Below are 24,298 nucleotides of genomic sequence, written 5' to 3'. Positions count from 1 at the left end.
GTGGGGCGCCGTGCTCAACGGGGCGGGACCGGAGCGGTTGCGGGGGTTCACCCGCGCGGCGCGACGGCGGACGAAGGGCGCGGGGCGGGCGCGCGTGGGCCGGGCGGGGCGGAGGGCTTGGGGCGGTTGGGGCGCGGGGCCGGGCGGCCGGGCGGGGCGCGCGGGGCGGCCGTCAACCCGGCGAGCGCCGGGCGGGAGGGGTGTGATCTGGGGTTCATCGGGTGATCCGGGTTATCGTGGAGCCCATGCCCACACCCCGAGTTTCCTAGCGACGGACCCGCTTCCACGCCAGAAGTGTGTCCTTTTTCGCTTGCTCGGAGTGTTTTCCCATGATCACCACTCGTGGTGTCGAGCTGCGCGCGGGTGCGCGCCTGCTCCTGTCGAACGTCGATCTCACCGTCTCCCCCGGCGACCGCGTCGGCCTGGTCGGCCGCAACGGCGCCGGCAAGACCTCGCTGTTGCGGGTGCTGGCCGGAGTGGCCGCGCCGGCCGCCGGGGCCGTGACCCGGGTCGGACCCGTCGGGTACCTGGCCCAGGACGCCCACGCCGACGATCCCGCGCGCCCGGTCCTGGACCGGCTGCTGTCGGCGCGCGGCCTGGACCGCGCGCGGGCCGCGCTGCGCCGGGCCGAGACGGCCATGGCCGGTCCCGGCGCGGAGGGTCCCGCGCTGGAGCGGGCCCTGGCCGCGTACGCGCGGGCCGAGGCCGCGTTCACCGCCGGCGGCGGGTGGGCCGCCGAGGCCGAGGCCGCCCGGGTCGCGGCCGGGGTGGGGGTGCCCGAGCGGCTGCTGCGGGAACCCCTGGGCGCCCTCTCGGGCGGGCAGCGGCGCCGGGTCGAGCTGGCCAGGATCCTGTTCGCCGGGGACGCGGGCACCCTGCTGCTGGACGAGCCGACCAACCACCTCGACGCCGACGCGGTGCGGTGGCTGCGCGGGTTCCTGCGCGAGCGGGCCGGGGCGGTGGTGGTGATCAGCCATGACGTGGAGCTGCTGCGGGCGCTGGTGAACCGGGTGTTCCTGGTGGACCCGACCCGGGCCGCCGTCGAGACCCACAACACCGGCTGGGACGCCTACCTCGCGGAGCGGGCCGGGCGCGAGCGCCGGGAGACGCGGGAGCGGGCGAACGCCGAGCGGAAGGCGGCGGCGCTGCACGCGCGGGCCGACCGGATCAAGGCGCGGGTGGCCACGGCCACGGCCGCGCGGAACATGGCGCGGCGCGCGGACCGGATGGTGGCGGCGCTGGAGCCGGTGCGCGTGGTGGAGCGGACGGCGCGGATCCGGCTGCCCGAGCCCGCCCCGTGCGGCCGGGTGCCGCTGGGGGCGGTGTCCCTGGGCAGGTCCTACGGCGGGCACCGGGTGCTGTCGGGGGTGGACCTGGCCGTGGACCGGGGGTCCCGGCTGGTGGTGCTGGGCCTGAACGGGGCCGGCAAGACCACCCTGCTGCGCCTGCTGGCCGGGGTGGAACGGCCGGACGAGGGCCGGGTGGTGGCCGGTCACGGGTTGCGGCTCGGGTACTTCGCGCAGGAGCACGAGACGCTGATCGGGTCGGCGACGGTCCGCGAGAACCTGGCCTCGGCGGCCCCGGGGCTGACCGACGGGGAGGTGCGCGGGGTGCTCGGGTCCTTCCTGTTCACCGGGGACGACGCGGACAAGCCGGTGGAGGTGCTCTCGGGCGGGGAACGGACCCGGTTGGCGCTGGCGGGGCTGGTGCACTCGCGGGCCAACGTGCTGCTGCTGGACGAGCCGACGAACCACCTGGACCCGGCCTCGCGGGACGAGGTGCTGGCGGCGGTGGGCGCGTACCCGGGGGCGATCGTGATGGTGACGCACGATCCGGGCGCGGTGGACGCGCTGCGGCCGGACCGGGTGCTGGTGCTGCCGGAGGCCGAGGAGGACCTGTGGAACGAGGGGTACCGGGAGTTGGTGGACCTGGCCTGAACCTCGCGCCGGTGGCGTGACCGTACGGGGCCGCCGCCCCGTCCCGTGGTCGACGGGCGCGGCGGCCGGGCGATCAAGGGCGGGTGGCGGGTTTGTCGGCGGTGACGAGGTAGTAGTCGAGGTGGCCCTCGCGGTGGGCGCGCAGGAAGTTGCGCGGCCAGCTGCCGGGCTTCCAGAGGTCGGCGAGCCAGCGGTCGAAGCCGGGCCACACCTCGGCGCCGACGGATTCCACCCGGGGCCCGGTCAGGCCCGCCTCGCGCAGGGCCCGGTCCAGGGCCTGGACCGGGCGGGCGATGTCGAGGCCGTCGGCGTAGGAGGCCAGGAGTTCGGCGAGGGCCCCGGGGTGCGCGGGGTCCTCGTCGGGGGTGAGGAACCCGGCGAGCACGAGTCGGCCGCCCGGGCGCAGCACGCGGGCGCTCTCGCGGGCGAATGCGTCGAGGTCGGTGAAGTGTTGGACGGCCTCGACGGAGACCACCCGGTCGAAGGACGCCTGGGGGAAGGGCACGCGTTCGGCGGCGCCCAGGGTCAGGCGCAGCGCGCCCGGGTGGGCCGCCCGGGTGTCGCCGGTGGCCTGGTGGGCGCGTTCGAGCTGGTCGGGGTGGATGTCGAGGCCGGTGGCGCGGGCCACCCCGTAGTCGGTGACGGCGAGGGCGCAGCCGAGGCCGAGTCCGCAGCCGATCTCCAGGGTCTCGGCGCCAGCGGTGGGGTGCGCGGCGTCCAGGACCCGCCGGTAGAGGTTCTCCTGGCTGCGGATCCGGTCGGGGACGGTGAGGGGCCGGTCGAGGTCGATGCCGGCCCAGTGGCCGAAGTTGATGAACCCGCCCGCGAAGGAGGGTTGGGAGCTGAGGTCGAGCGCGCCGTAGGTGCGGCGGACCGCCGGGGGGACGGTCGGGGTGTCCGGGTGCGGGTCGGGGGTCATGGTCTCGCCTTCCGGCCGGGGGTGGGCGTCGTCGCCGGGCGAGTCCTACCCCGTGGCGGGCCGGGTCGATCACGCGGCGGGGGTGCGCAGTCCCAGGAAGTTCGGACGGTGGCGCAGGGTGAAGCCGAGGTTCTCGTAGAGGCGGATGGCGGGGGCGTTGGCGGCGCCGGTGTGCAGGAAGGGGGTGCGGCCCTCGGCCCGGATGCCGGCGGCCACGGCCCGGACCAGGCGTCCGGCCAGGCCGCGGCCCCGGTGGTCGGGGTCGGTGCAGACGGCGCTGATCTCGGTGTGTCCGGGCAGGTGGAGCCGGCGGCCGGCCATGGCGATCAGGGGGCCGGTGGGGCCGTGCGCGCGCAGGCCCAGGTAGCCGCCGAGGGTGACGGTGCGCGGGAGGAAGGGGCCGGGGCGGGTGCGGGCGATGAGGTCGAGGATCTCGGGCACGTCCTCGGGGCCGAGTTCGACGGCCTCGGGGTCGGGGCGTTCGTCGACGTGCTCGGCGACGAGTTGGACGCCGGGGATCTCCATGAGCGGGGTCCAGTGCGGGGGCGGGGTGAACCGGCCGGCGAGGACCACCTCGGCGTCGGGGCCGCGCAGTCGGGCGAGTTCGGCCCAGGACTCGGGGTCCTCGGGGTCGGCGAGGGCCGCGAAGTGCGCGATGTCGGAGGGGTAGTGGGCGGCGCGGGGCGGGTGTCCGTCGGGGTGGGGCAGGGTCCGGGCGAGGGCCGCGTGCGGTCCGCTGAGGGCGGCCCAGGCCGGGTTGTCCAGCGGGTGCGCGGCGGCGCGGGGGCCGGCCGGCTCGACGGGGGCCGGGTCGAGGGTGGGGTGCGGCAACGCGGGCTCCTTCGGGGGACGGGTGGTGCGGGTGGTGCGCGGGGGTCGTCGGTGTCCCCCCGATCATGATCGGGGGGACACCGACGACGCTCCCGGTCGGGTCAGGAGGTGGGGGGCAGCGGCAGGCCGGGCGGGTTGATCTCGACCTTCGGGACGGCTTCGCCGCCCAGGCTCCAGGTCTCCAGCAGCTTGGCGTACTGCCCGTTCTTCTGGAGGTGCTCCAGGGCGCCGGCCACGGGCTTGACGAGTCCGCCGTCCTTCTTGGTGGCGGCTCCGATCAGGCCCTGGAGGCTCGCGCCGGCGCCGGAGTACTCGCCGGCGACGCGGGTGGCCTTGGGCGTGTTCTTGGTGTTGGCCACGTGGTGGGCGAGGGCCGGGCCGGGGCCGAGCAGGATGTCGATGCGGCCGCCGTCGAGGGCGAGGTAGGTGCTGTTGAGATCGGGGAAGTACTTGATCGTGATGTCCTTGCCCTTGGCCTGGAGCTCCTTTTGCCATTCGAGGAGGATCTTCTCCTGGTTGGTGCCGCGGCTGACGGCGACGGTGCGGCCGGCCAGGCTCTCCGCGGGGGCCTTCTGGTCGAAGTTCCAGGTGTTGCCGGCGCGCACCTCGAAGACGAGGTTGTCCTTGCGGTAGGTCGCGAAGTCGTAGCGGCGCTTGCGTTCCTCGGTGACGGTGACGTTGGTGAAGGCCACGTCCACCCGGCCGCTGTCGAGGCCCACGAACACGTTCTCCCACGTGCTGTTCTTCACCACGGGCTTGAGTCCGAGGGTGGCGGCGACCAGGCGGCCGAGGTCGGGTTCGTTGCCCGTGAGGGTGCTGTGGTCGTCGCCGACGAAGGAGAGCGGCGGGTAGCCGGTGGGCAGGGCGCCGACGGCTATGACGAGTTCGCCCTTGTCGCGGACCGCCTTGGGGAGTTGGGCCCGCAGTTCCTCGACCGGCTCGACCTCCAGGGTGGTGGGCTTGGCGGCGCCGCCGGAGAAGGCGCCGACCGCGACCTTGCCGTCGGTGCTCTGGGCGACGGTGTCGGTCTTGGTCTCCTTGTCGGCGGAGCCGCAGGCGGTGAGGGCGGTGAGGAGGGCTGCGGAGAGGAGGGCGGTGGGGGCGAGCTTGCGGCTGGGCATCGTGGTCCTTCGGGCGGGGTGTGGAACGGGGACGGCGCGGGGGGCGGCGGGGCGGGGCGGGTCACAGGACCCGGTCGAGGAACTCCCGGGTGCTGGGGTGCGCGGGGTGGTCGAGGACGGCTTCGGGCGGTCCCTGCTCGACGATCCGTCCTTCGTCGAGGAAGACGATCTCGTCGGCGATGCGGCGGGCGAAGCCGATCTCGTGGGTGACGATCAGGAGGGTGACGCCGTCGGCGGCGAGGTCGGCGATGACGTCGAGGACCTCGCCGACGAGTTCGGGGTCGAGGGCCGAGGTCGGCTCGTCGAAGAGGATCACGTCGGGTCGCAGGGCCAGGGCGCGGGCGATCGCGACGCGTTGTTGTTGGCCGCCGGAGAGGGACCGGGGGTGGGCGTCGGCCTTGTCGGCGAGGCCCACCCGGTCGAGCAGGGCGAGGGCCTCGGCGCGGACGGTGTCCCGGTCGCGGCGGCCGGTGGCCAGTGGCGCGGCCGTCACGTTCTGCACCGCGGTGAGGTGCGGGAAGAGGTTGAAGTTCTGGAACACGAAGCCGATGCGGGCCCGTTGGGCGAGGACCTGCCGTTCGGGCAGGGTGCGCAGGCGGTCGCCGTCGACGCGGACCCCGATGAGTTCGCCGCCGACGCGGACCAGGCCGCGGTGGGGGCGTTCGAGGTGGTTGACCACGCGCAGCAGGGTGGACTTGCCGGAGCCGGAGCGGCCGAGGATAGCGGTGGCGGTGCCGGGGCGGACGGCGAGGTCGACGCCGCGCAGCACGTGGTGGTCGCCGAACCGGACGTGGACGTCGCGCAGTTCGATGGCGGCGGGGGCGGCCGGGGGCGCGGTGGTGGTCATCGACGGCGGTCCGTTTCGGCGGTCGGGGGCAGGGCGCGGCGTTCGCCCAGTTCGCGCAGGGCGGCGCGGGCGCGTTGGAGGGGGGTGGGGGGCAGGGTGCGCAGGGCGCCCCGGGCGGCGCGGCGTTCCACGTGGTACTGCACGACGGAGACGGCGCTGGTGAGGATGACGTACCAGGTGGTGGCGACGAGGAGGAGGGGGACCACGTCGCCGGGGTTGGTGGCGCCCATCGACTGCACCACGCCGAACAGGTCGAGGAGGGAGACGTAGAAGACCAGGGAGCTGGCCTTGAGCAGGCCGATGAGCTGGTTGACGTAGGAGGGGACGATGGCGCGCAGGGCCTGCGGGAAGATCACGTGGGTGAACTGGCGGCGGCGGGGCAGGCCGAGGGCCGCGGCGGCCTCGTGCTGGCCCTGGTCGACGGCGAGGATGCCGGCGCGGACCACTTCGGCGGCGTAGGCGGCCTCGCACAGGGAGAGGCCGACGACGGCGACGACCATGTCGGTGGCGATCTTCGATTCGTCGACGCTGAAGAAGACCGGGCCGAAGGGGATGCCGACGCCGATGGTCGGATACAGGGCGCTGAAGTTGTAGAGGAAGAGCAGCACGACGATGAGCGGGACGGAGCGGAACAGCCAGGTGTAGACCCAGCTCAGGCCGCGGGCCACCGGGTTGCCGGAGAGCCGGGCCAGGGCGAGGGCGATGCCCCCGAGCAGTCCGAACACGGCGCTGTACGCGGTGACCTGGAGGGTGATGAGGAGCCCGTCGAGGACGGTGGGCTGGAGGAACCAGTGGGCGAAGCGGTCCCATTGGAAGAAGGGGTTGGTCACCAGTCCGTTGACGATCTGGGCGGTGATGACCAGGAGCACCAGGGCGACGGGGATCCGGCCCGGCCGGCGCGCGGGCAGGGGGGTGCGGGCGGTGAGGGCCGGCGGGTCGACGGTGGAACCGGAACCGGCTGCGTCGGGGGTGGCGCGGGTGGTGGGCGGGGGTGGTGCGGTGGTGAGCGGGGTTTCCGGCATGGGTGCCTCCCGGGGCTGGTGATCGGCCCGAGGGGGCCGTGGGCGTGCGGGTCCGACGGCGGATTCACGGGTGAATGCGTCGGGGTCCGCCGGATATTTCGCGGGCCGTTTCGCATCCGGCCCGCCGCGCGGGTGTCCGCCCGGGGAAGGGCGCGACGGAAAAGGGGTTTCGGGCGGCCGACGCGGGGTCCGGCGCGTCGGGCGGGAGACACCTTCCCGGGCCTTTCCTCGCGGTGGCGAAGAGCCGGGAACGGGGTTGACGGTAGGCAGCGGCGCGCGGCGTCGTCAACGAATTCGGGGGCCTTTTCAGGCCGGCCCGCACGCATTTCACACGGCGGACACACCGGGTCGGAGCGACATGTTCCGGCAAGGAATTCTTCATGCTCCCGCGGGGTCGCCGGGGGCGCTTAGGGTGGTGGTCATGGCGACTGGGACAGATGTGAATCGTGTGGTGTACGGGTGTATGGGGTTGGGAGGTGCGTGGGACGACTCCCCGGTGACGGCGGCGGATGTGGAACAGGCGGAGGCCGCGGTGGCGGCGGCGGTGGAGAGCGGGATCACCGTGTTCGACCACGCGGACATCTACCGGCGGGGCAAGGCCGAGCGGGTGTTCGGGGAGGTGTTGGCGCGGGACCGGGGCCTGCGCGAGCGGATCACGCTCCAGACCAAGGTCGGGATCCGGTTGGCGGAGCCGGGTCGGGTGGGCCACTACGACCTGCGGGCCGAGCGGATCGAGCGGGGCGTGGCGGAGAGCCTGGAGCGGCTGCGCACCGACGTGCTCGACGTGTTGTTGCTGCACCGGCCGGATCCGCTGGCGGACCCGGACGAGATCGCGGGCGCCCTGGAGTCGGTGCACCGGCAGGGCTTGGTGCGGCGGGTGGGCGTGTCGAACATGGGGGCGCCGCAGATCGCGGCCCTCCAGGCCCGGTTGTCGATCCCGGTGGTGGTGAACCAGGTGGAGATGAGCCTGGGGGCGCGGGACTGGGTGGAGGCCGGGGTGTTGGTGAACACGCCGGCGGCCGCCGCGAACGGTTTCCCCTTCGGTCTGTTGGAGCACTGCGCGGCCACCGGGGTCCGTCTCCAGGCATGGGGCGCGCTGGCCGGCGGTCGGTACACGGGGCTGGCCGAGTCCCCCGCCGAGCTCGCGGCCTCCGAGGTGGTCGCGCGGCTGGCGAAGGAGAAGGGGACCACGGGCGAGACCATCGTGCTGTGGTGGCTGACCCGGCATCCGGCGCGGATCGAGGCGGTGATCGGCACCTCCCGGCCGGAGCGGATCCGGGCCTGCCGGGACGCGGTGACGCGGGAGGCGGAGCTCTCGCACGAGGAGTGGTACGAGCTGTGGGTGGCGGCCCGGGGCGAGCGCCTGCCCTGACCTCGCCGACGTTGTGGACGGCTCCCGGGTGGGCACAACCCGGTCGGGAGCGGGTCACGGACGGGGGCTGTGGTGGAGGTGTACGGGGGGATCGCGGCGGTCGTGATCGGGTTGGCGCTGGTGCACGGCGCGCTGGCGGAGCTGGCCGTGTTGTGGCGGGCGCGCGGGAGGTGGGCGCGGGCCGAGGCGGTGGTGATCGCGGCGCCGGAACGGGGTGGCACCCGGCCGGGGGCGCGGCCGGGGCGGGTGGAGTTCGAGTTCACGACGGCGGCGGGCGCGGTGGTGCGGACGGCGAGTTCGGCCAACACCTTTCCGGGGCCGCGGCCGGGTGCGCGGGTGCGGGTCTGGTACGACCCGGTGCGGCCGGAGGAGACCGCGGACCGGATCGGGGTGGTGGCGGCGAAGGTGGTGGTGGCGCCGTTGGTGGTGGCCGCGGCCGGGTTGTTGGTGGTGGAGGGGGTGTCGTTGCTGGTGTGAGGGGCGGCGGTCAGTGGTCGTCGGGGCGGACCTCGATGTGGTCGGCGGCGAGGTCGACGGCGACCCGGTCGGCCATGCCGAGGGCTTCGAGGAAGGTGCGCGGGAGTTGGACCCGGCCGGCGCGGTCGAGCATCACGTACTCGCGTTCGCTGACGGTCTCGGTGCCGTCGGCGTCGGTGACGGTGCGGCGCAGGACCTCGCTGCTGGTGCGGCCGTCGCGGATGGCGACGGTGCGGCGGACCTCGCCGGCGACGAGCGGGTCGTGGGTGACGATGACGACGGTGGCCCCGAGGTCGCGGTTGACGGTGCGCAGGGCCTCGAAGACGGTGTCGGCGGTGTCGGAGTCGAGTTCGCCGGTGGGTTCGTCGGCGAGGAGCACCTCGGGGGCGTTGGCCATGGCGACGGCGATCGCGGCGCGTTGTTGTTGGCCGCCGGAGAGCTCGGCGGGACGGCGGGCGGCGAGTTCGGCGATGTCGAGGGCTTCGAGGAGTTCGGCGACCCGGGCGGTGTGGCGGGCGGTGCGGCCGGCGCGGGGGCCGGCGCCGGCGAGTTGCAGGGGCAGGGCGACGTTCTGGGCGATGGTGAGGAAGGGCAGGAGGTTGCGGGCGGTCTGCTGCCAGACGAAGCCGACGGCCTCGCGGCGGTAGTGCAGGCGTTCGCGGGCGCTCATCTCCAGCAGGTCGCGGCCGGCGACGGCGGCCCTGCCGGCGGTGGGCAGGTCGAGGCCGGCGAGGATGTTGAGGAGGGTGGACTTGCCGCTGCCGGAGGCGCCGACCAGGGCGACCAGGTCCCCGCGTTCGACGGTGAGTTCGAGTCCTTGGAGGGCTTGGACCTCGATGCCGTCGGCGCTGAACACGCGCACGAGCCGGTCGCAGACGATGGCCGCGTCCCCTCCCGTGCGGTCCTTGGGGGCGGCGGCGGCCTCGGCCCGGCGGCGCAGTTCGGCCATCCGGGGGGCGGGCGCGGGGTCGGTGCGGGTGGCGTCGGGTGTCACCGGTTGTCTCCTGCTCTGAGTTCGGTGGTGATCTGGCGGCGGCCGACGAGGAGGGCCTCGGCGAGGACGGCGAGCGCGGCCAGACCGGCGAGGGCGGCGGCGGCCGGCCAGACGGGGCCTGCCGCCGGCAGCACGCGCGCGGGCACGGCGGTGGTGCCGACGAGGGCCGCGAGGTCGACGGCGGGGCCCAGGAGCGCGGCGGCCAGGACGGCGGTGGCGCCGCCGACGAGGGCGGCGACCCAGGCGGCGGGCAGGGCCTCGACCAGGATGAGGGTGGCGGCCTCACGGGGCCGCAGGCCCATGGTGCGCAGGCGGGCGAGGAGCGCGGCGCGTTCGGGGGCGGCGCGCACCAGGGTGATGAGCAGGGCCAGCAGCGCGAAGGCGGCGGCCAGTGCGGCGCAGGCGGTGAAGAGCCGGCCCGCGTCGTGTTCGAGGGGAGTGTCGCCGAGGGTGGGGACGGTGGCGAGGGCGGTGGTGCCGACGTAGTCCTTCGCCCGCTCGCCCGCGCCGGCGCGCAGGGCCGCGTTCAGGGCGTCGGAGGTGACTGCGTCGCCGGTGCCGAACCAGTGGGTGGGGGTGGTGGACTCGGGGAGGAGGGCGCGGGTGGTCGGGCCGGCGGGCAGCACGAGGATCAGGGCGCCGGGGTCGGGTCGCAGGGCCGGGGTGTCGGCGACGGTGGCGACGGGGCGGACGCGCAGGGTGTGGCCGGTGCGCAGGCGGATCTCGTGCACCTCGCCGAGCCCCTGGCGGCGCAGGCCGGTGCCGACGAGGGCGGGGAGGGGGTCGGCGGCGGTGCCGGCGGCGGCGGGGCGGGCCAGGGCCTCGGGGTCGAAGGTGCCGCGCCCGACGTGTCGGGCCAGGGCCGCGTACTTCTCGGGGTCGACGGCGATGACGGTGGTGGGGACGGAGCCGTTCTCGGTGCCGACGGTGGAGCCCTCGGTGTCCACCCAGGCGGTGAGGGAGTCGCGCAGTCCCGGTGTGGCGTCCAGGGCCCGGACCAGTTCGGGGGTGAGCGTGGCCCGCCAGGTGCCGTGGACCGTGGCGTCGGCGCCGACCTGGTGTCGGGCGGCGATCAGTCGGGCGCCGGCCAGGGAGTCCAGGACGGTGCCGCCGAATCCGGCGGTGGTGACGGCGAGGAGCAGGGCGAGGGCGGGCAGCACGGAGGGGCGGGCCCGGCCGGCGCCGGCGGGTCGGGCCGCGCGAACCAGGCCGACGAAGCCGATCAGGCCGCGCCGGCGGGCCGCGAGCCGGGCGGCGAGCCCGAGGACCAGGGGTTGGACGCGGGCCAGGAGGAGTCCGACGGTGAGGGCCACGAGGAGGGGCGCGGCGACCAGCAGCGGGTCCACGTCGATCGTGGTGGGGACGGGGGTGGTGTCGGTGCCGGAGGGGGCGACGCCCCGGCGGCGGACGGCGACGACCGCGGCGATCGTGACGATCAGCACGGTGAGTTCACCGACGAGCCGGCGGACCGGGGCGGCGGCCTTGGCGGGGGCGAGCAGCGCGGCGGCCCGGACCGGGCCGGCGAGGAGGGCCACGAGGGCGGTGGCGGCGCCCCAGAGCAGGCCGGGCAGGAGTCGTGGGGTGGGGAAGGCGAGGACGGCGGCGGTCCCGGCCAGGACGGCGGCGGGCAGGACGAGCAGGGCCTGTTCGGCGAGGAGGGCGCGCAGGACGCCGGGGCGGGAGGCGCCGCGGGCGATCAGGAGCCGGAGTTCCTCGCGCCGACGGTCCGTGCCGAGGGCGGCGGCCAGGCAGAGGACCACGCCGATGACGCCGGCGAGGCCGAGGGGGCCGATGAGGGTGAGGGGGGCCAGGGCGGCCTGCCGGGCCACGGCGTCGTCGAGGTGTCGGGGCAGGTCGGAGACGATCCGGAAGTCGGGACGGTTGGTGAGCGCCGGCAGGTCGGCCCCGCGCGGGCCGGTGAGGAATTCGGTGACCTTGCCCTTGGTCTCGGGGACGGTGGCCGCGGTCAGCGTCCCCGAGACCAGGGGCAGTCGCCAGAAGTCCGTGAGGCGCGGGGTCCACGCGCTCAGCGTCGGCAGGGACGCCTCGCCGACGAGCCCGGCGGACAGCCAGCGCATCTGGGGCTTGCCGTCGCCCTGGACCCAGTCCTGGCACGAGGCCAGGAGGCAGGGCAGGCCCTCCCAGCGCTCGGCCTGCGGGTCGGGCACGCGGTACACGCCGGTGACGCGGACGGCGCCGGGGCCCTTGGCCGTGGACGGCACGGTGTGGACCTGACCGACCCGGATCCCGAGGGTCTTGGCGACGCCCTCGGACAGGGCGATCTCGATCGCGCCCCCGGAGGGGGCGCCGGGGGGCCGGCCGCTGATCCACTCCACCCGCTTCTCGACCCCGCGCAGGTGGAGGAGGTCCAGGAGCGGGTCGAGACCGTCGGGGCGGGGCAGGCCGGGGCCGGTGAGCCCGGTCCTGGTGCCCCGGGTACCGTGGACGATCTCGGATTCGCGCAGGCTCAGGCCGCTCGCCCGGACGTCGGCGCGCAACCGGTCGAGGATCTCGTCGAGTTCCCGACCGCCCCCGGGGGCGCCCGGACGGGTCTGGGAGACGCCGAACAGGCCGCGCTGCTCGGGGCCGGCCGCGGCCACGTCGTGGCGCAGGGCCCGGTCGGCGTCGCGGTCCAGGACCCGGGGCAGGGCGACGGCGACGAACACGGCGACCAGGGCCAGGGCCCCGGTGAGCAGCGCCGTCCAGGGGCCGGCGGCGATCCGGGTGGCCGGCCACCGGGCCGGGCGCAGGTCGCGGGGGGTGGGGTCGGGGCGGGTCACAGGTCCTCCACGTACCGCAGGCGGGCGGCGACGTCGCGGTCGCGTCGGGTGGCGATCAGCGCGGTCACGAGGGGGATCGCGGCGATGGCCAGGACCAGCAGCAGGCCGGTCGCGTCGGGCAGGTCCACGAGGAGTTCGGGCCGTGGGCGTTCGGCGGTGCGGGTGAGGACGATCAGCGGCACGAGCAGGTGCACCAGGGCGACCCCGAGGGCCGCCCCGACGGCGGCGCCGAGGCCGATGAGGAGACAGGGTTCGGCGAGGGCGGCGCGGGTCAGCGTGCGGTCGGCGGCGCCCAGGGCGCGCAGGACGGAGGTGTCGCGGGCGCGTTCGCGGGCGGAGGCGGCCTGGGCGGAGGCGAAGCCGACGGCGGCCAGGAGGGCGCTGACGGCGGCGAGGCCGGCGAGCGCGGTCTGCGGGGCGGCGCCGAGCGGGTCGCGTTCCAGTTCGCGGGCGAGTTCCTCGCGCAGCAGGGCCCGGCCGCCGCCGGGCACCTCGGCGCGGAGCGCGGCGGCGGCGCGGGCGGGGACGGGGTCGTCGGCGGAGGCGGCGGGCAGCCACCACTCGTCGGGGTCGTCGAGCGGGCGGCCCTCGGGGAGGGTCTCGGCGGCCAGGGCCCGCAGGTCGATCACGATGCCGGCGGGGCCGAGGGTGGGCAGGGCGGGGATCTCGTCGACGATCCGGACCGTGCGGGTGACGCCGTCGACGGCGACGGTGGCGAGGGCGCCGACGCGGGCGCCGTTGGCGGTGAGCCACTCGGGGGTGGCGACGGCCGCGAGCGGCTGCCGGGGGGATCCGGCGGGGCCGGCGAGCAGGACCGAGGACTTGCCCGTGGCCCCGCCGCCGACATAGCCGAGGGTGAGACCCTCGGGGCCGGCCGCGAAGGTGGCGGGCTTCTCCTCGGGCGTCTCGCGGGCGGGCGGGACGAACTGCCAGTCCTCGGCGCGGGTGGGCAGCGGGATCCGGACGGCGTCCCCGCCGGCGCGGTCGGCCGCGGCCAGGCCGTGCACGGTGACCTGCCCGTTCGTGGGGCTGTTGAGGCCGAGGCCGAAGTCGAGGACGAGGCCCGCGAGGGTGAGCCGGGCGGGCGGGGTGCCCAGTGGGGCGCCGGCGACCGGGTCGAGGTCCACCGAGAGCCGGGTCCGGCCGTCGGCGGGGACCGGGGCGGCGGGGGTGCGGTGGGTGAGGCCGTCGGCGTCGCGCAGGATCAGGCTGAGGGTGGGCAGCCCGAGGGTGGAGTCGGCCCGGGCGCTGACGTCGAGTTCCAGCCGCTTGGGGGCGCCGGGCAGGGGGATGCCGCGGTCGGGGGCGCGGTCGGTGTGGAGCGGGGCGAGGATCTCGGCGAGCGGCCGGTCCGCGCGCAGGTCGGCACGGAGGGGGACGCGGTCGCCGACTGCCTCGGTGTCGGCGATGAGCAGGTGCCCGGTGGAGGTGGTGTCGGCGAAGCGCAGGTCCTGCCGGAACACGGGCAGCAGCCGGTCGCCGCCCGGGAGGGCGTGGTAGCGGCCGCCGCGGCCGAAGGCGGGGAGTTCGGAGCCGGTGATCCGCAGTCCGCCGGCGCTCTCGAACGCGGCCTGGTCGCGTTGGGAGCCGGTCCACGCGGTGTACTGGCCCAGGGCGAGGACCCCGGCGGAGACGGCGAGGACGAGCAGGAGCACGGGGCCGCCGACGCGGCCGGGGCGGCGGGCGAACTGCCAGCCGACCAGGGCCGCGCCCAGGCCCCGGCCGCGGGCGGCGATCCGGCCGCCGAGCCGGGCCAGCGGGGGCAGGGCCCGCAGCACGAGGAGGGTGCCGGCGCACAGCAGCAGGGTGGGGGTGGCGACGAGGACGGGGTCCGCGCCGAGCCGGCCACCGGCGTCGCGGCTCAGGCCGCCCTCGTGGTCGGCCAGTTGCCGGTAGGCGAGGAAGGCCAGGGCGAGCAGGGCGAGGTCGGCTCCGGAGCGCGAGCCGAGGACCAGCGCGCGGCGGACCCGGCGGGCGCCGGCCTCGGGTCCGGGGTCGATCCGCCACAGGGCGGGCACGGCGGCGGGGATCACGCAGGCGAGGGCGGTGCCGACGGCCAGGGGCCACAGGTCGGGGGTGAGGGAGGTGTCCAGGGGCACCCCTTCGAGGGGCCCGAAGGCCGTGGCCAGGCGCAGGGCCAGGGGGGTGAGCAGGGGCGCGAGCAGGGCGGCGGGCACCGCGAGGAGCAGGGTCTCGACGCCGGTCAGCAGACCGAGATGGCGGCGGGAGGCGCCCCGGGCGGTGAGCAGGGCCCGTTCGGGGCGGCCGCGTTCGGCGGTGAGCCGGGCGACGAGGAGCAGGGCGGCGAGGGCGAGGGCGAGGAGTTGCAGGGCGCCCATGAGCAGGGTGGAGCGGGCCACGGTGCGGGCCGCGTCGATCTCGGCCAGCAGGGTGGGCAGTTCGGTGCGAACGGTGAATCCGTGGGCCTTGCGCAGGGCGTCGCCGTGCGGGGTGGTCTCGGCGCGCAGACGGTCGGCCTCGGTGGCGTCGACCCCGGAGAGGTCGGGGGTGATCAGGGCGGCGCGGCGGTCCTGCGGCAGGCCGCCGGCGGTGAAGGCGGTGTCGTCCACGAGCAGCGGGCCGTAGGTGGTGAAGCTGCCGAGGGCGAGTTCGCGGCCGCCGAGCGGGTCGAGCCGCCAGTAGGGGTCGGTGAGGTCGCGGGCCCGGTACACGCCGGTGACGAGCACGGTGCGGGGGGCGCCGTCGAGCCGGTCGACGAGACGGATCTCGGCGGGCAGTCGCTCGACGGTCAGTCCGAGCCGGTCGAGGGTGGTGCGGGGCACGGCCGCGGTCAGGGGCCCGGACGCGGCGCTCGCGGGGCCGGGCGCGCGACCGGCGACGAGGGTGACCCGGCGGGGGTCGAGGGAGGCGAGTTGGGTGAGGTCCTCGCCGGCGCCGGCTCGGGGGGTGGGGGCGGCGGGCAGGGCGAAGGAGCGGCTGCGGGCCGAGTGCTCGATCCGTCGGGGCAGGTCGCCGAAGAGGTCCTCGGCGTAGGCGCGCAGCGCGGCGTCGTCGGACGCGCGGTCGCCGACCCCGTGTTCGACGGTGGCGAGGACCGTGGTGCGGGAGCGGTCGGCGGGTTGACCCAGCGCCTGGCGCAGTCCGGCCTCGCCGGCGGTGCGGGTGAAGGCCGTGAGCGTGGTGACCACGGTGGTGGTGACCAGAATGGTCACCAGAACGGCGGCGGCGAGCGGCAGTCGCCCGCGCAGCCGGCGCATGACGAAGCCGAGCATGATGCGTGTCCTCCCCCGATTCGGTGACATGGCACCGGATAGCGGACGATGTTGTCAGATGAAATCACTGGCCGGAAGAGGCTTGCGCGAGCGGTGCGCGGGCTGCGCAGAATCGTGCGCGTCCGACCATGCCCCCGGCGGCGGGGGCCCTATCCGGGGGGTCCACGTGACCGAGACCGCGACCGCGCCGGGGCGAGACCGCCCGGCCACGCCGATGTTGACCGTGACCGGTCTGCGTCGTTCCTTCGAAGCGGGCGACCGGGAGGTGCGGGCCCTGCGAGGGGTGGACTTCAGCGTGGAACGGGGCACGCTGACGGCGCTGAAGGGGCGTTCCGGTTCCGGCAAGACCACCCTGTTGAACCTGGTCGGCGGACTCGACGTGCCCACGGCCGGTTCGGTGCTCCTGGACGGGGTGGACGTGGCCGGGCTGGGCGAGGCGGGGCGGCTGGCGCTGCGGCGGGAGCGGATCGGGTTCGTGTTCCAGTCCTTCGGCCTGATCCCGGTCCTCACCGCCGCCGAGAACGTGGGGGTGCCGCTGCGGATGCGCCGGGTGCCCGCGAAGGAACGCGAGGCGCGGGTGCGGACCCTGCTCGCCCTGGTCGGACTGGCCGAGCACACCGAGCAGTTGCCCGGCGAGCTCTCCGGCGGGCAGCAGCAGCGGGTGGCGATCGCGCGGGCCCTGGCCAACGAACCGGACCTGATCATCGCGGACGAGCCCACCGGGCAGCTCGACTCCGAGACCGGCCGGGCGATCATGGAGCTGCTGAAGGCCGTGGTCCGCGAGGAGGGGGTGACCGCGCTGGTGGCCACCCACGACCCGAACCTGATGGAGCTGGCCGATCGGGTCGTCGAACTGCGCGACGGGCTGCTGGTCGGCGAGGGGCACCCGGCACGGGAGCGGGCCGCCGACCGGTGAGGAAGGCGGGGCCGCTCCCGGGCTCCGGGGGCTTCAGGCCATCGCGGCCCGGACCTCCTCCAGGGTCGCGTCCGCGACCTCCCGGGCCCGGGCCTCGCCGGCCCGCAGCAGGGACCGCAGCGCGCCCCGGTCCCGGGCGAGTTCGGCCCGTCGGGCCCGCAGCGGCGCGAGGTGCCCGTTGACGGCGTCCGTCACCCTCCGCTTGAGGGCCGCCGCCCCCGCGTCGCCGATCTCGGCCGCGATCCGACGCGGGTCGCCGTCGCCCTCCTCGCACAGGGCCGCGAGGATGAGCAGGGCCGAGACCCCCGGCCGGGTCTCGGGGTCGAAGGTGACGCGGCGGTCGGAGTCGGTGCGGGCCGCGCGGATCAGCCGGGCGGTGGTGTCGGCGTCATCGCCGAGCGCGATGGCGTTGCCCCGGCTCTTGCTCATCTTGCCGCCGTCGAGCCCGGCGAGCCGGGGGGTGGCCGAAAGCAGCGCGGCGGGCTCGGGGAACAGCGAGGACGGTCCGGGCGCGTAGCGCTCGTTGAAGCGGCGGGCGATCACCCGGGTCAGTTCCAGGTGCGGCAGTTGGTCCTCCCCCACCGGCACGAGGTCGCCCTTGCAGAAGAGGATGTCGGCGGCCTGGTGCACGGGGTAGGTGAACATCAGCCCGTTCACGGCGGACTGCCGGGAGTGGGCGATCTCCTCCTTCACCGTGGGGTTGCGGCCGAGTTCGGCGACCGAGACCAGGCTCAGGAAGGGCAGCACCAGCTGGTTGAGGGCGGGGACGGCGCTGTGCGCGAAGAAGGTGACGCGCTCGGGGTCGAGTCCGGCGGCGAGCTGGTCGAGCAGCAGGTCCTCGACGCGTTCGCCGAGCCGCTCGGCCCGGTCCCGGTCGGTGATCACCTGGTAGTCGGCGATCAGGACGAACATCTCCACGCCGAGTTCCTGGAGCCGGACCCTGTTGCGCAGGGTGCCGAAGTGGTGGCCGAGGTGGAGGGGGCCGGTGGGGCGGTCGCCGGTGAGGACGCGGAAGTTCTCCGGGTGGGCGCGCACGGCCGCCTCGTCGACGATGCCGGCGGCGGTGTCGGCGGTGCTGTCGGCCGGGGTGGTGGTGACGGTGGTCACGGGGGTCTCCTGGACTGTCGGGGTGGGCGGGCCGCCTGTGGCGAACGGGCGGCGGGCCACTCCCGGGTGTGCCGGGGGAGACGACGAAGGGCCGTTCGCGTGAACGGCCCCGGACCTGGGTGTGCGTGAGGGTCGGCCGCTCCTAGGAGGAGCGCCACCAGCTGAGGTTCACGGCACGGGTCGTGGTCATGGCCCCACCGTACCCCGTGCCGGGACCGGCCCGCCGGCGGGTGTGCCCCGGGACCGCCGGTGGGGCGGGGATGCCGTACGGTCGTGCCGGGCGCGGGCGTCACCTCGCGCCCGGCCGAGAGGATCGGCCGTGATCACGACGGATCGAGTTCCGGAGGGCGGCACCCATGGACGGGCAGCGCAACAGAGTCGAAGTGCTGTCGGAGGGGACGGTACGGGTGGTGGCGATCAGCGGCGAGTTCGACGTGGACAGCGTCGCGGCGCTGCGGGCCGCCCTGGACCCGCGGGCGGCGGGGGTGCGCGCCTACGCCGTGGACGTGAGCGGGGTCGAGTTCGCGGACTCCACCACCCTGAGCGTGTTGTTGGAGGCGGGGCTGGCGCATCCGGTGACCCTGGTGGGCACCGTGCCGCCGAGGTTGGACCGGCTGCTGCGGTTGACCGGTTCGGACCGGGTCTTCGGCTTCGCGGCGACGGCGGCCGAGGTGACGGCGGGGCCGGAGACCGGCGACACCGTCTGAGGACGCGCGGACCGGGGCCGCCGGTCGGGACCGTGAGGGGTCCCGACCGGCGGCCTCGGCGCGCGTTCACACCCGTGCGGGTGCCGGGGTGTCCGTACGGGCGCCGGCCGACTGCCGGGGCAGGCCGGTCGGGGAGTCGGGCCATGCCTCGGTCGGGGCCTCGACGGGGGGCGCGGGGGCCGGTACGGGCTCCCCTCCCGGGCCCGGGACCGCGACCCGGACCGGCGGTCCGGCGGCCCGGGCGGCGGCCGAGGCGGCCGACGGCTCGGCCGGCGGGGGCGTGGCGGCGGGTTCGCGGCTCGCGGCGCGGGCCGGCAGCCCGTGTTCGCGGGCGGCGGTCCACTGGCTCTTGCCGGTGGAGAACCAGCGTTCCCCGCGCTGTTCGACCAGTCCGAAGCGCGTCATGCCCTTGAGGTGCTTGAGGATGGTGGCGGCCTGGTAGCCGGCGGCGCCGGCGAGTTCGGTCACGGTGGCCCCGCCGGGGCCGGCCGTCCGTACCTCCTGCCAGGTCCGCGCCGCGGGCAGGCCCAGTCCGCCGCTGCGCGCGGTGTTGTGGAAGACGGGACCGGCGGGCTCGGGCGGGGCGGGCGGGAGGGCGGTGCGGGCGGGACCGACGGGGCGCGGCGTACGGTTGACCGAGCGGTGCTTGCGGCCCTTCTGACGTCTGCTCATCGGTTCTTCTTCTCCTGGCTGGGGTAGATCACTCCCTGGCAACGATCGACCGGCGAGGGGGTGACCGGTCCCCGCCGGGTTGGGTACGGGACAATGCCCTCGTGTATGACATCGAATCTCTGTCCGAGGCGGTTCTGCGGCGTGGCACTCCCCCGGGGCGGGTGCCGTTGGTGGGGGTGGACGGGGCCGGGGGCTCCGGGAAGAGCACGCTGGCGCGGGCCCTGGCCGAGGCGATCGGCGCCGAGGTGGTGCACGTGGACGACTTCTACCTGCCGAGCGGGCTGCGCCCGGCGGGTGCGGCGGCCGAGGAGCCGGGGGCCTTCTTCGACCTCGCGCGGCTGCGCGCCGAGGCGGTGGCCCCGCTCGCGGCGGGCCGGGAGGCCCGTTTCCACCGTTACGACTGGGACGCGGACGCGCCGGCGGCCGAGGAGACGGTGGTCGCGGCGGGCCGGCCGGTGGTGGTGGAGGGCGTGCACGCGCTGCACCGTTCGCTGCGCGGGCTGTACACCTTCCGGATCCACTGCGAGGCCGCGCGCGAGACCCGGTTGCGGCGGGGTCTGGAACGGGACGGGGAGGCGGCGCGTTCGATGTGGGTGGACGTGTGGATGCCGGCCGAGGACCGGTATCTGGCGGCGCACCGGCCCCAGGACTGCGCGGATGTGCTGATCTCCACCGACTGACCGGGCGAGCTCGCAGGTCACAGGGGTGTGCCGAGGGACGGGCCCGGGCTTCGGGGGCGGTTCGACCCGTGCGATTCTGTGGGCTCGCAATCGCCGGATGTCACGGCGGACTTCGGGACAAACGGGGATGGTCGATGAAACTCTGCTTTCTCGTCGAGGAGCAGTATCGGCACGACGGGATGCCGGTCGAGGTGGTGCGGCGGCTGGTCGAGTGGGGACACCGGGTGGACGTGGTGCGGCCCGGGGGCTCGCTGTTGGAGATGACGGACCTGCTGGAGGGCGCCGATCACGACGCCTGGGTGCTCAAGACCGTCTCGGGCGGGCCCGGGTTGACCCTGTTGGAGGCGGCCGCGTCGGCCGGGTTGACCACCGTGAACGACGCGCGCGCGATCCGGGGGGTCCGGGACAAGGCGCTGGCCGCCGCGATCGGCCGGCGGGCCGGGCTGCCGGTGCCGCTGACGTGGGCGGCGGCCCGTCCGGAACTGCTGGCGGGAATACCGGAGTCGGCGTACCCGCTGGTGGTCAAGCCGGCCGAGGGCAGTTCGGGCCGGGGGGTGCGCCGGGTGGACTCGCCGGCGGAACTGGTCGCCCTGTGGCCCGTGTTGTCGGCCGAGGGGATGCTCATCGCGCAGCCCTGGGTGCCGAACGAGGGCGTGGACCTGAAGGTGTACTGCGTGGGCGGCGAGGTGTTCGCCACGCGGCGGTGCTCGCCGCTGCGCGAGAGCGGGGGGCCGGCGGAGCGCGCGGTGCCCGTGCCGGCGGAGGTGGAGCGGATCGCGACCCGGGTGGGCGCGGTGTACGGCCTGGACCTGTACGGGTTGGACGTGCTGTCGGGGCCGGACGGGCCGGTGGTGGTCGACGTGAACGACTTCCCGTCCTTCCGCCGGGTCCCCCGGGCGGTGGACCGGGTGGCGGACGCGGTGCTCGCGTTGGCCCGGGCCGGGCGGCGGCCCGCCCCGGCCTGGCAGGGGCCCGTCGCGGTGACGGTGCCGGCGGCCCGGGTGCCGGCCGGGGCGGGTGAGACCCGGTGAGGGTGGGTCTGTTGACGTCGGATCCGGCGCATCCGCTGCTCGCGGGCGCGGCCCGGGTGTGGGAGGCGGCCGGGGACACGGTGGTGGCGCTGGATCCGGGCGCGGGGGCGGCGAGCGGTCCGGCGACGCGCCCCGGGGTGGACCTGTGCCTGCTCAAGGCGCGCACCCCGGAGGCGCTGGCCCTGGCGCGGGCCTGGGAGGCGGCCGGGGTGCCGGTGGTCAACGGGGCCGGGGCCACGGAGCTGGTCCAGGACCGGGTGGCGATGGCGCGGGTGGCGCGGGAGGCGGGGCTGCCGTTCGCGGCCGTGCGCGCGTACCCGGATCCGGGGGCGGCGGCGCGGGCCGAGACGGCGCGCGGGTCGGGCCCGTTGGTGGTGAAGAGCCGGTTCAGTCGGCGCGGGGACCTGGTGGCCCGGGTCGAGTCGGGCGCGGGGCTGGCCGCGTTGGCGAGGGGCGCGTGGCGGGCGGAGCCGGTGGTGGTGCAGGAGTTCGCGGGCGGTGACGGCTTCGACCACAAGCTGTGGTCGATCGGCGGTCGGCTCTTCGCGGCGGTGCGGCGCTCGGAGTTGAGTCCGGGCGGTCGGGACGCGGGGCGGGTGGTGGATCCGGCCGGGCTGCCGGCCGCGTGGGCGCGGTGGGTGGCGCGGGCGGGGACGGCGTTCGGGCTGTCGGTGTTCGGGGTGGACCTGATCGATCCGGGGGACGGGCGGGAACCGGTGCTCGTGGACGTGAACGCGTTCCCGGGGGTGCGCGGTCAGGCGGGGGCCCCGGAGGCGCTGGTCGACCTGGTCGCGCGGGTGCGTTCGTCCGCCTCGGGCGGGACCGGCCCCCGGGCGGGGGCCGGGGGCCGGGAGGGCGCGGAGCCGGTCACTCGATGACGAGCTCGACGGGGATGTTGCCGCGGGTGGCCTTGGAGTAGGGGCAGACCCCGTGGGCCTGCTCGACCAGGGCGGGGCCCTGGGCGGCGAGGTGCTCGGGGAGTTCGACGCGCAGGGTGACGGCGAGGGCGAAGCCGCCGGCGGGGTCCTTGCCGATGGTGGTCTCGGCCGTCACCGAGACCTCGGAGGTGTCCACCTTGGCGGCGCGGCCGACCAGGCCCAGGGCGCTGGCGAAGCAGGCCGCGTAGCCGGCGGCGAAGAGCTGTTCGGGGTTGGTGCCGGCGCCGTCGCCACCGAGGGCCGGGGGCATGGCGAGGGGGAGGTCGAGCCGGCCGTCGGAGCTGACGGCGCGGCCTTCGCGTCCGTTGGCGGTGGCGACGGCGGTGTACAGGGCGTCCATGGCGGCGTCTCCTGGGTGCGGGGGGAGGGTGCTGCGGCGGCGGGTTCGCCGCGACCACAACTAGAGCACACAATTAAGTTGTGCGCAATTGAATCGCCCGCGTGTCGCCTCTCGGTATGCTGGGGCCATGACGCGGTCCCCCGAGCCCTGGCAGGGCTTCCTCCGGCTCGACGAGCAGATCTGCTTCTCCCTGCACGCGGCGACCCGCGCCTTCAACGGGCTCTACCGGGTGCTGCTCAAGGACCTGGACCTCACCTACCCCCAGTACCTGGTGATGCTGGTGTTGTGGGAGGAGCGCGGGCCGGTGCCCGTCAAACGGCTCGGGGAGCGTCTGCGGTTGGACTCCGGCACCCTGTCCCCGCTGCTCAAGCGGCTGGAGGCGGCCGGCCTGGTGACGCGGGAGCGCAGCGCGGCCGACGAGCGTTCGGTGGAGGTCGGGCTCACCCCGGCCGGCCGTGAGCTGCGGGAACGGGCCCTGGAGGTGCCGCGCCGGATCGGGGCCGCCACCGATCTGGACCTCGCCGAGATCCGCGACCTGCAGGCGCGACTGGACCGGCTGACCCGGGCCCTGGACGCGGCGACGGCCGACCCGGGCCTCTGACCTCGGGCGGGCTCAGGCGCCGACGAGCAGCATCGTGCCCATGGCCAGCATCGTGGCCGCGACCACCCCGTCCAGGGCGCGCCAGAACCGGGGCTTGGCCAGGGCCCCGCTGAGCAGGCGGGCACCGAATCCGAGGGCCCCGAACCAGCTGAGGCCGGCCAGCCCCGCGCCGAGGCCGAAGGCCCACTTGGCCTCGCCCCGGTCCGAGGCGAGCGAGCCCAGGAGCAGCACGGTGTCGAAGTAGACGTGCGGGTTGAGCCAGGTCATGGCCAGGCACGTGAGCACGGCGGCCTTGGTCACGCCCGTGCCGGTCCCGGTCGGGCTCAGTCCCTCGGCCTCCGGGGCGGGGCGCAGGGCGCGGCGGGCCGCGAGCAGTCCGTAGCCGATGAGGAAGAGCCCGCCGGCGATGCCGACGGCGGTGAGCAGGGCGGGCCAGGCGGCGACGGCGGCGCCGACCCCGGCCACGCCGAGGGCGATGAGGGCGAAGTCGGACAGGGCGCAGATCGCGACCACGGGCAGGACCGCCTGGCGTCGCACCCCTTGGCGCAGCACGAAGGCGTTCTGCGCCCCGATGGCCGCGATGAGGGAGAGTCCGGTGCCGAATCCGGCCGCGCCGGCCGCGAGGGTGGTGCTGTTCATGAAGACGACCCTAGGAACCCGAGACGATTCAGTACAGCTAAGTTTTCTTACGTATCTTCAGCGTTCATGATGAACGAATTGCCCGTGGAGCACGTGCGGACCCTGCTGGCCGTGGTGGACGGCGGCACCTTCGACGCCGCCGCGGCCGCCCTGCACGTGACCCCCTCCGCCGTCAGCCAGCGGGTCAAGGCCCTGGAACAGCGCACCGGGCGGGTGCTGCTGGTGCGCGCGAAGCCGGTGCGACCCACTCCCTCGGGCGAGGTGCTCGTGCGCTTCGCGCGGCAGCTCGCGCGGCTGGAGCGGGACGCGCGGGCCGATCTGGGCTTGTCGCGGGAGTCGGCGGACGGGGGACCGGCGCCGGCCCGGGTGCAGGTCGCCGTGAACGCCGACTCGCTGGCCGGCTGGTTCCTGGCCGCCCTGGAGCGGGTGCCGCAGACCCCGCCGATCTGCTTCGAGCTGCGCCGGGAGGACGAGGCGCACACCACCGAGCTGCTGCGCGAGGGAATGGTGATGGCGGCCGTGACCTCCCGACCCGACCCGGTGGCCGGATGCTCCGTGCGTCGACTGGGCCTGATGCGCTACCGACCGGCCGCCACCCCCGAGTTCCTGGCCCGGTGGCTGTCCGACGGGCTCGCGCCGGGGCTGCGCACCGCGCCCGTGATCGTCTTCGACGAGCGCGACGACCTCCAGGACGCCTGGGCCCGCTCCCGGACCCCGGACGGGCGGGGCGCGAGCGAGCTGCGCCACCACGTGCCGAGCTCGCAGGGGTTCCGGGACTCGGTGGCCGCGGGGCTGGGCTGGGGGATGGTGCCCGAGGAGCAGGCCGCGCCGCTGTTCGCGGCCGGTCGCCTGGTGGACCTGGCGCCGCAGGACCCGCTGGACGTGCCCCTGTACTGGCAGCAGTGGCGGTTGGACTCCCCCGCGCTGTCGGCGGTGGCCGAGGCGGTGGCGGCCACGGCCGCCGAGCACCTGCGCCCACACCCCGGCTGAGGCACCCGAAGGCGGCCGGGCGGAGTCTTCGCGGACCGGGTGTTCCCGAGGGGTGCACAGGCGTTTACCCTGGAGGGGTGAACACCTGTGCACCCCCGTCGGTCCCGCACCGGGACCCGGGTCGCACGGGCCGCCCGTACCCCG

22 protein-coding genes are annotated in these 24,298 nt (G+C 75.8%); 10 read left to right on the top strand and 12 right to left on the bottom strand.

Annotated features, from left to right (window positions below):
• Positions 1-329 precede the first annotated feature (329 nt).
• Entirely contained in the window at positions 330-1,937 is a 1,608-nt protein-coding gene (locus ACN20G_RS26135) for an ABC-F family ATP-binding cassette domain-containing protein (RefSeq protein ID WP_424215265.1), read from the top strand.
• Between the two features lie 73 nt (positions 1,938-2,010).
• On the opposite strand, the gene ACN20G_RS26130 is transcribed toward ACN20G_RS26135, so the two are convergent.
• The 5 genes from ACN20G_RS26130 to ACN20G_RS26110 all read right to left on the bottom strand — a co-directional run bounded on the left by ACN20G_RS26130 (position 2,011) and on the right by ACN20G_RS26110 (position 6,677).
• Complete coding sequence (locus ACN20G_RS26130) at positions 2,011-2,856, bottom strand: class I SAM-dependent methyltransferase (RefSeq protein ID WP_424215264.1); 846 nt, start codon at positions 2,854-2,856, stop codon at positions 2,011-2,013.
• Positions 2,857-2,925: 69 nt separating this feature from the next.
• A complete protein-coding gene (locus ACN20G_RS26125; protein WP_424215263.1) occupies positions 2,926-3,687 on the bottom strand; it encodes a GNAT family N-acetyltransferase in 762 nt (253 codons plus the stop codon).
• A gap of 101 nt (positions 3,688-3,788) precedes the next feature.
• A complete protein-coding gene (locus ACN20G_RS26120) occupies positions 3,789-4,808 on the bottom strand; it encodes an ABC transporter substrate-binding protein (RefSeq protein ID WP_424215262.1) in 1,020 nt (339 codons plus the stop codon).
• Positions 4,809-4,869: 61 nt separating this feature from the next.
• Entirely contained in the window at positions 4,870-5,655 is a 786-nt protein-coding gene (locus ACN20G_RS26115) for an amino acid ABC transporter ATP-binding protein (protein ID WP_424215261.1), read from the bottom strand.
• Positions 5,652-6,677 (bottom strand): amino acid ABC transporter permease, encoded by a 1,026-nt coding sequence (locus ACN20G_RS26110; protein ID WP_424215260.1) that lies wholly within the window; start codon positions 6,675-6,677, stop codon positions 5,652-5,654. The genes ACN20G_RS26115 and ACN20G_RS26110 overlap by 4 nt, the downstream gene beginning before the upstream one ends.
• A gap of 421 nt (positions 6,678-7,098) precedes the next feature.
• Between ACN20G_RS26110 and ACN20G_RS26105 the strand changes: the two genes are divergently transcribed.
• Positions 7,099-8,049, top strand: coding sequence for an aldo/keto reductase (locus ACN20G_RS26105; RefSeq protein ID WP_424215259.1), 951 nt, complete (start codon positions 7,099-7,101; stop codon positions 8,047-8,049).
• A gap of 72 nt (positions 8,050-8,121) precedes the next feature.
• Positions 8,122-8,526, top strand: a complete 405-nt coding sequence (locus ACN20G_RS26100) for a DUF3592 domain-containing protein (RefSeq protein WP_424215258.1) — start codon at positions 8,122-8,124, stop codon at positions 8,524-8,526.
• 10 nt (positions 8,527-8,536) lie between these two features.
• Here the strand turns inward: ACN20G_RS26100 and ACN20G_RS26095 are convergent, their stop codons facing one another.
• From ACN20G_RS26095 to ACN20G_RS26085, 3 genes are read right to left on the bottom strand one after another with little or no spacing between them, the layout of a single operon-like run.
• Positions 8,537-9,475: an ABC transporter ATP-binding protein gene (locus ACN20G_RS26095; protein ID WP_424215685.1), complete on the bottom strand. Its 939-nt coding sequence runs from the start codon at positions 9,473-9,475 to the stop codon at positions 8,537-8,539.
• 41 nt (positions 9,476-9,516) lie between these two features.
• On the bottom strand, positions 9,517-12,300 hold the full coding sequence (locus ACN20G_RS26090; protein ID WP_424215257.1) for a hypothetical protein: 2,784 nt from the start codon (positions 12,298-12,300) through the stop codon (positions 9,517-9,519).
• On the bottom strand, positions 12,297-15,533 hold the full coding sequence (locus ACN20G_RS26085) for an FtsX-like permease family protein (protein WP_424215256.1): 3,237 nt from the start codon (positions 15,531-15,533) through the stop codon (positions 12,297-12,299). Before ACN20G_RS26085 ends, ACN20G_RS26090 begins: the two co-directional genes overlap by 4 nt.
• 214 nt (positions 15,534-15,747) lie before the next feature.
• On the opposite strand from ACN20G_RS26085, the gene ACN20G_RS26080 reads away from it, so the two are divergent.
• Positions 15,748-16,449 carry an ABC transporter ATP-binding protein gene (locus tag ACN20G_RS26080; RefSeq protein ID WP_424215684.1) on the top strand — a complete coding sequence of 234 codons (702 nt, stop codon included), beginning with the start codon at positions 15,748-15,750 and terminating at the stop codon, positions 16,447-16,449.
• Between the two features lie 33 nt (positions 16,450-16,482).
• Here the strand turns inward: ACN20G_RS26080 and trpS are convergent, their stop codons facing one another.
• Positions 16,483-17,502, bottom strand: a complete 1,020-nt coding sequence (gene trpS / locus ACN20G_RS26075; RefSeq protein ID WP_424215683.1) for a tryptophan--tRNA ligase — start codon at positions 17,500-17,502, stop codon at positions 16,483-16,485.
• A 410-nt stretch (positions 17,503-17,912) separates the two neighbouring features.
• On the opposite strand from trpS, the gene ACN20G_RS26070 reads away from it, so the two are divergent.
• Positions 17,913-18,263 (top strand): STAS domain-containing protein, encoded by a 351-nt coding sequence (locus tag ACN20G_RS26070; RefSeq protein WP_424215255.1) that lies wholly within the window; start codon positions 17,913-17,915, stop codon positions 18,261-18,263.
• Between the two features lie 66 nt (positions 18,264-18,329).
• On the opposite strand, the gene ACN20G_RS26065 is transcribed toward ACN20G_RS26070, so the two are convergent.
• Complete coding sequence (locus ACN20G_RS26065) at positions 18,330-18,935, bottom strand: hypothetical protein (RefSeq protein WP_424215254.1); 606 nt, start codon at positions 18,933-18,935, stop codon at positions 18,330-18,332.
• A gap of 101 nt (positions 18,936-19,036) precedes the next feature.
• Here ACN20G_RS26065 and ACN20G_RS26060 point away from each other — a divergent pair, with 101 nt between their 5' ends.
• The 3 genes from ACN20G_RS26060 (at position 19,037) to ACN20G_RS26050 (ending at position 21,524) form a co-directional block, all read left to right on the top strand.
• Positions 19,037-19,615, top strand: coding sequence for a uridine kinase family protein (locus tag ACN20G_RS26060; protein ID WP_424215253.1), 579 nt, complete (start codon positions 19,037-19,039; stop codon positions 19,613-19,615).
• Between the two features lie 134 nt (positions 19,616-19,749).
• On the top strand, positions 19,750-20,646 hold the full coding sequence (locus ACN20G_RS26055; RefSeq protein WP_424215252.1) for an ATP-grasp domain-containing protein: 897 nt from the start codon (positions 19,750-19,752) through the stop codon (positions 20,644-20,646).
• Between the two features lie 2 nt (positions 20,647-20,648).
• Positions 20,649-21,524 (top strand): ATP-grasp domain-containing protein, encoded by an 876-nt coding sequence (locus ACN20G_RS26050; RefSeq protein WP_424215251.1) that lies wholly within the window; start codon positions 20,649-20,651, stop codon positions 21,522-21,524.
• On the opposite strand, the gene ACN20G_RS26045 is transcribed toward ACN20G_RS26050, so the two are convergent.
• Positions 21,514-21,924 (bottom strand): organic hydroperoxide resistance protein, encoded by a 411-nt coding sequence (locus tag ACN20G_RS26045; RefSeq protein WP_424215250.1) that lies wholly within the window; start codon positions 21,922-21,924, stop codon positions 21,514-21,516. The two genes, ACN20G_RS26050 and ACN20G_RS26045, sit on opposite strands and share 11 nt — an antisense overlap.
• 127 nt (positions 21,925-22,051) lie before the next feature.
• Here ACN20G_RS26045 and ACN20G_RS26040 point away from each other — a divergent pair, with 127 nt between their 5' ends.
• Positions 22,052-22,525, top strand: a complete 474-nt coding sequence (locus ACN20G_RS26040) for a MarR family winged helix-turn-helix transcriptional regulator (protein ID WP_424215249.1) — start codon at positions 22,052-22,054, stop codon at positions 22,523-22,525.
• 12 nt (positions 22,526-22,537) lie between these two features.
• Here the strand turns inward: ACN20G_RS26040 and ACN20G_RS26035 are convergent, their stop codons facing one another.
• Positions 22,538-23,164 (bottom strand): LysE/ArgO family amino acid transporter, encoded by a 627-nt coding sequence (locus tag ACN20G_RS26035; RefSeq protein WP_424215248.1) that lies wholly within the window; start codon positions 23,162-23,164, stop codon positions 22,538-22,540.
• Positions 23,165-23,230: 66 nt separating this feature from the next.
• Here ACN20G_RS26035 and ACN20G_RS26030 point away from each other — a divergent pair, with 66 nt between their 5' ends.
• Complete coding sequence (locus tag ACN20G_RS26030) at positions 23,231-24,154, top strand: LysR family transcriptional regulator ArgP (protein ID WP_424215247.1); 924 nt, start codon at positions 23,231-23,233, stop codon at positions 24,152-24,154.
• Positions 24,155-24,298: the final 144 nt, after the last annotated feature.

It is taken from the genome of Streptomyces dryopteridis (assembly GCF_049606955.1).
GTDB lineage: Bacteria > Actinomycetota > Actinomycetes > Streptomycetales > Streptomycetaceae > Streptomyces.
Note: the sequence above shows the minus strand (reverse complement) of the source record. Positions and strands in the feature narration are given on the sequence as shown.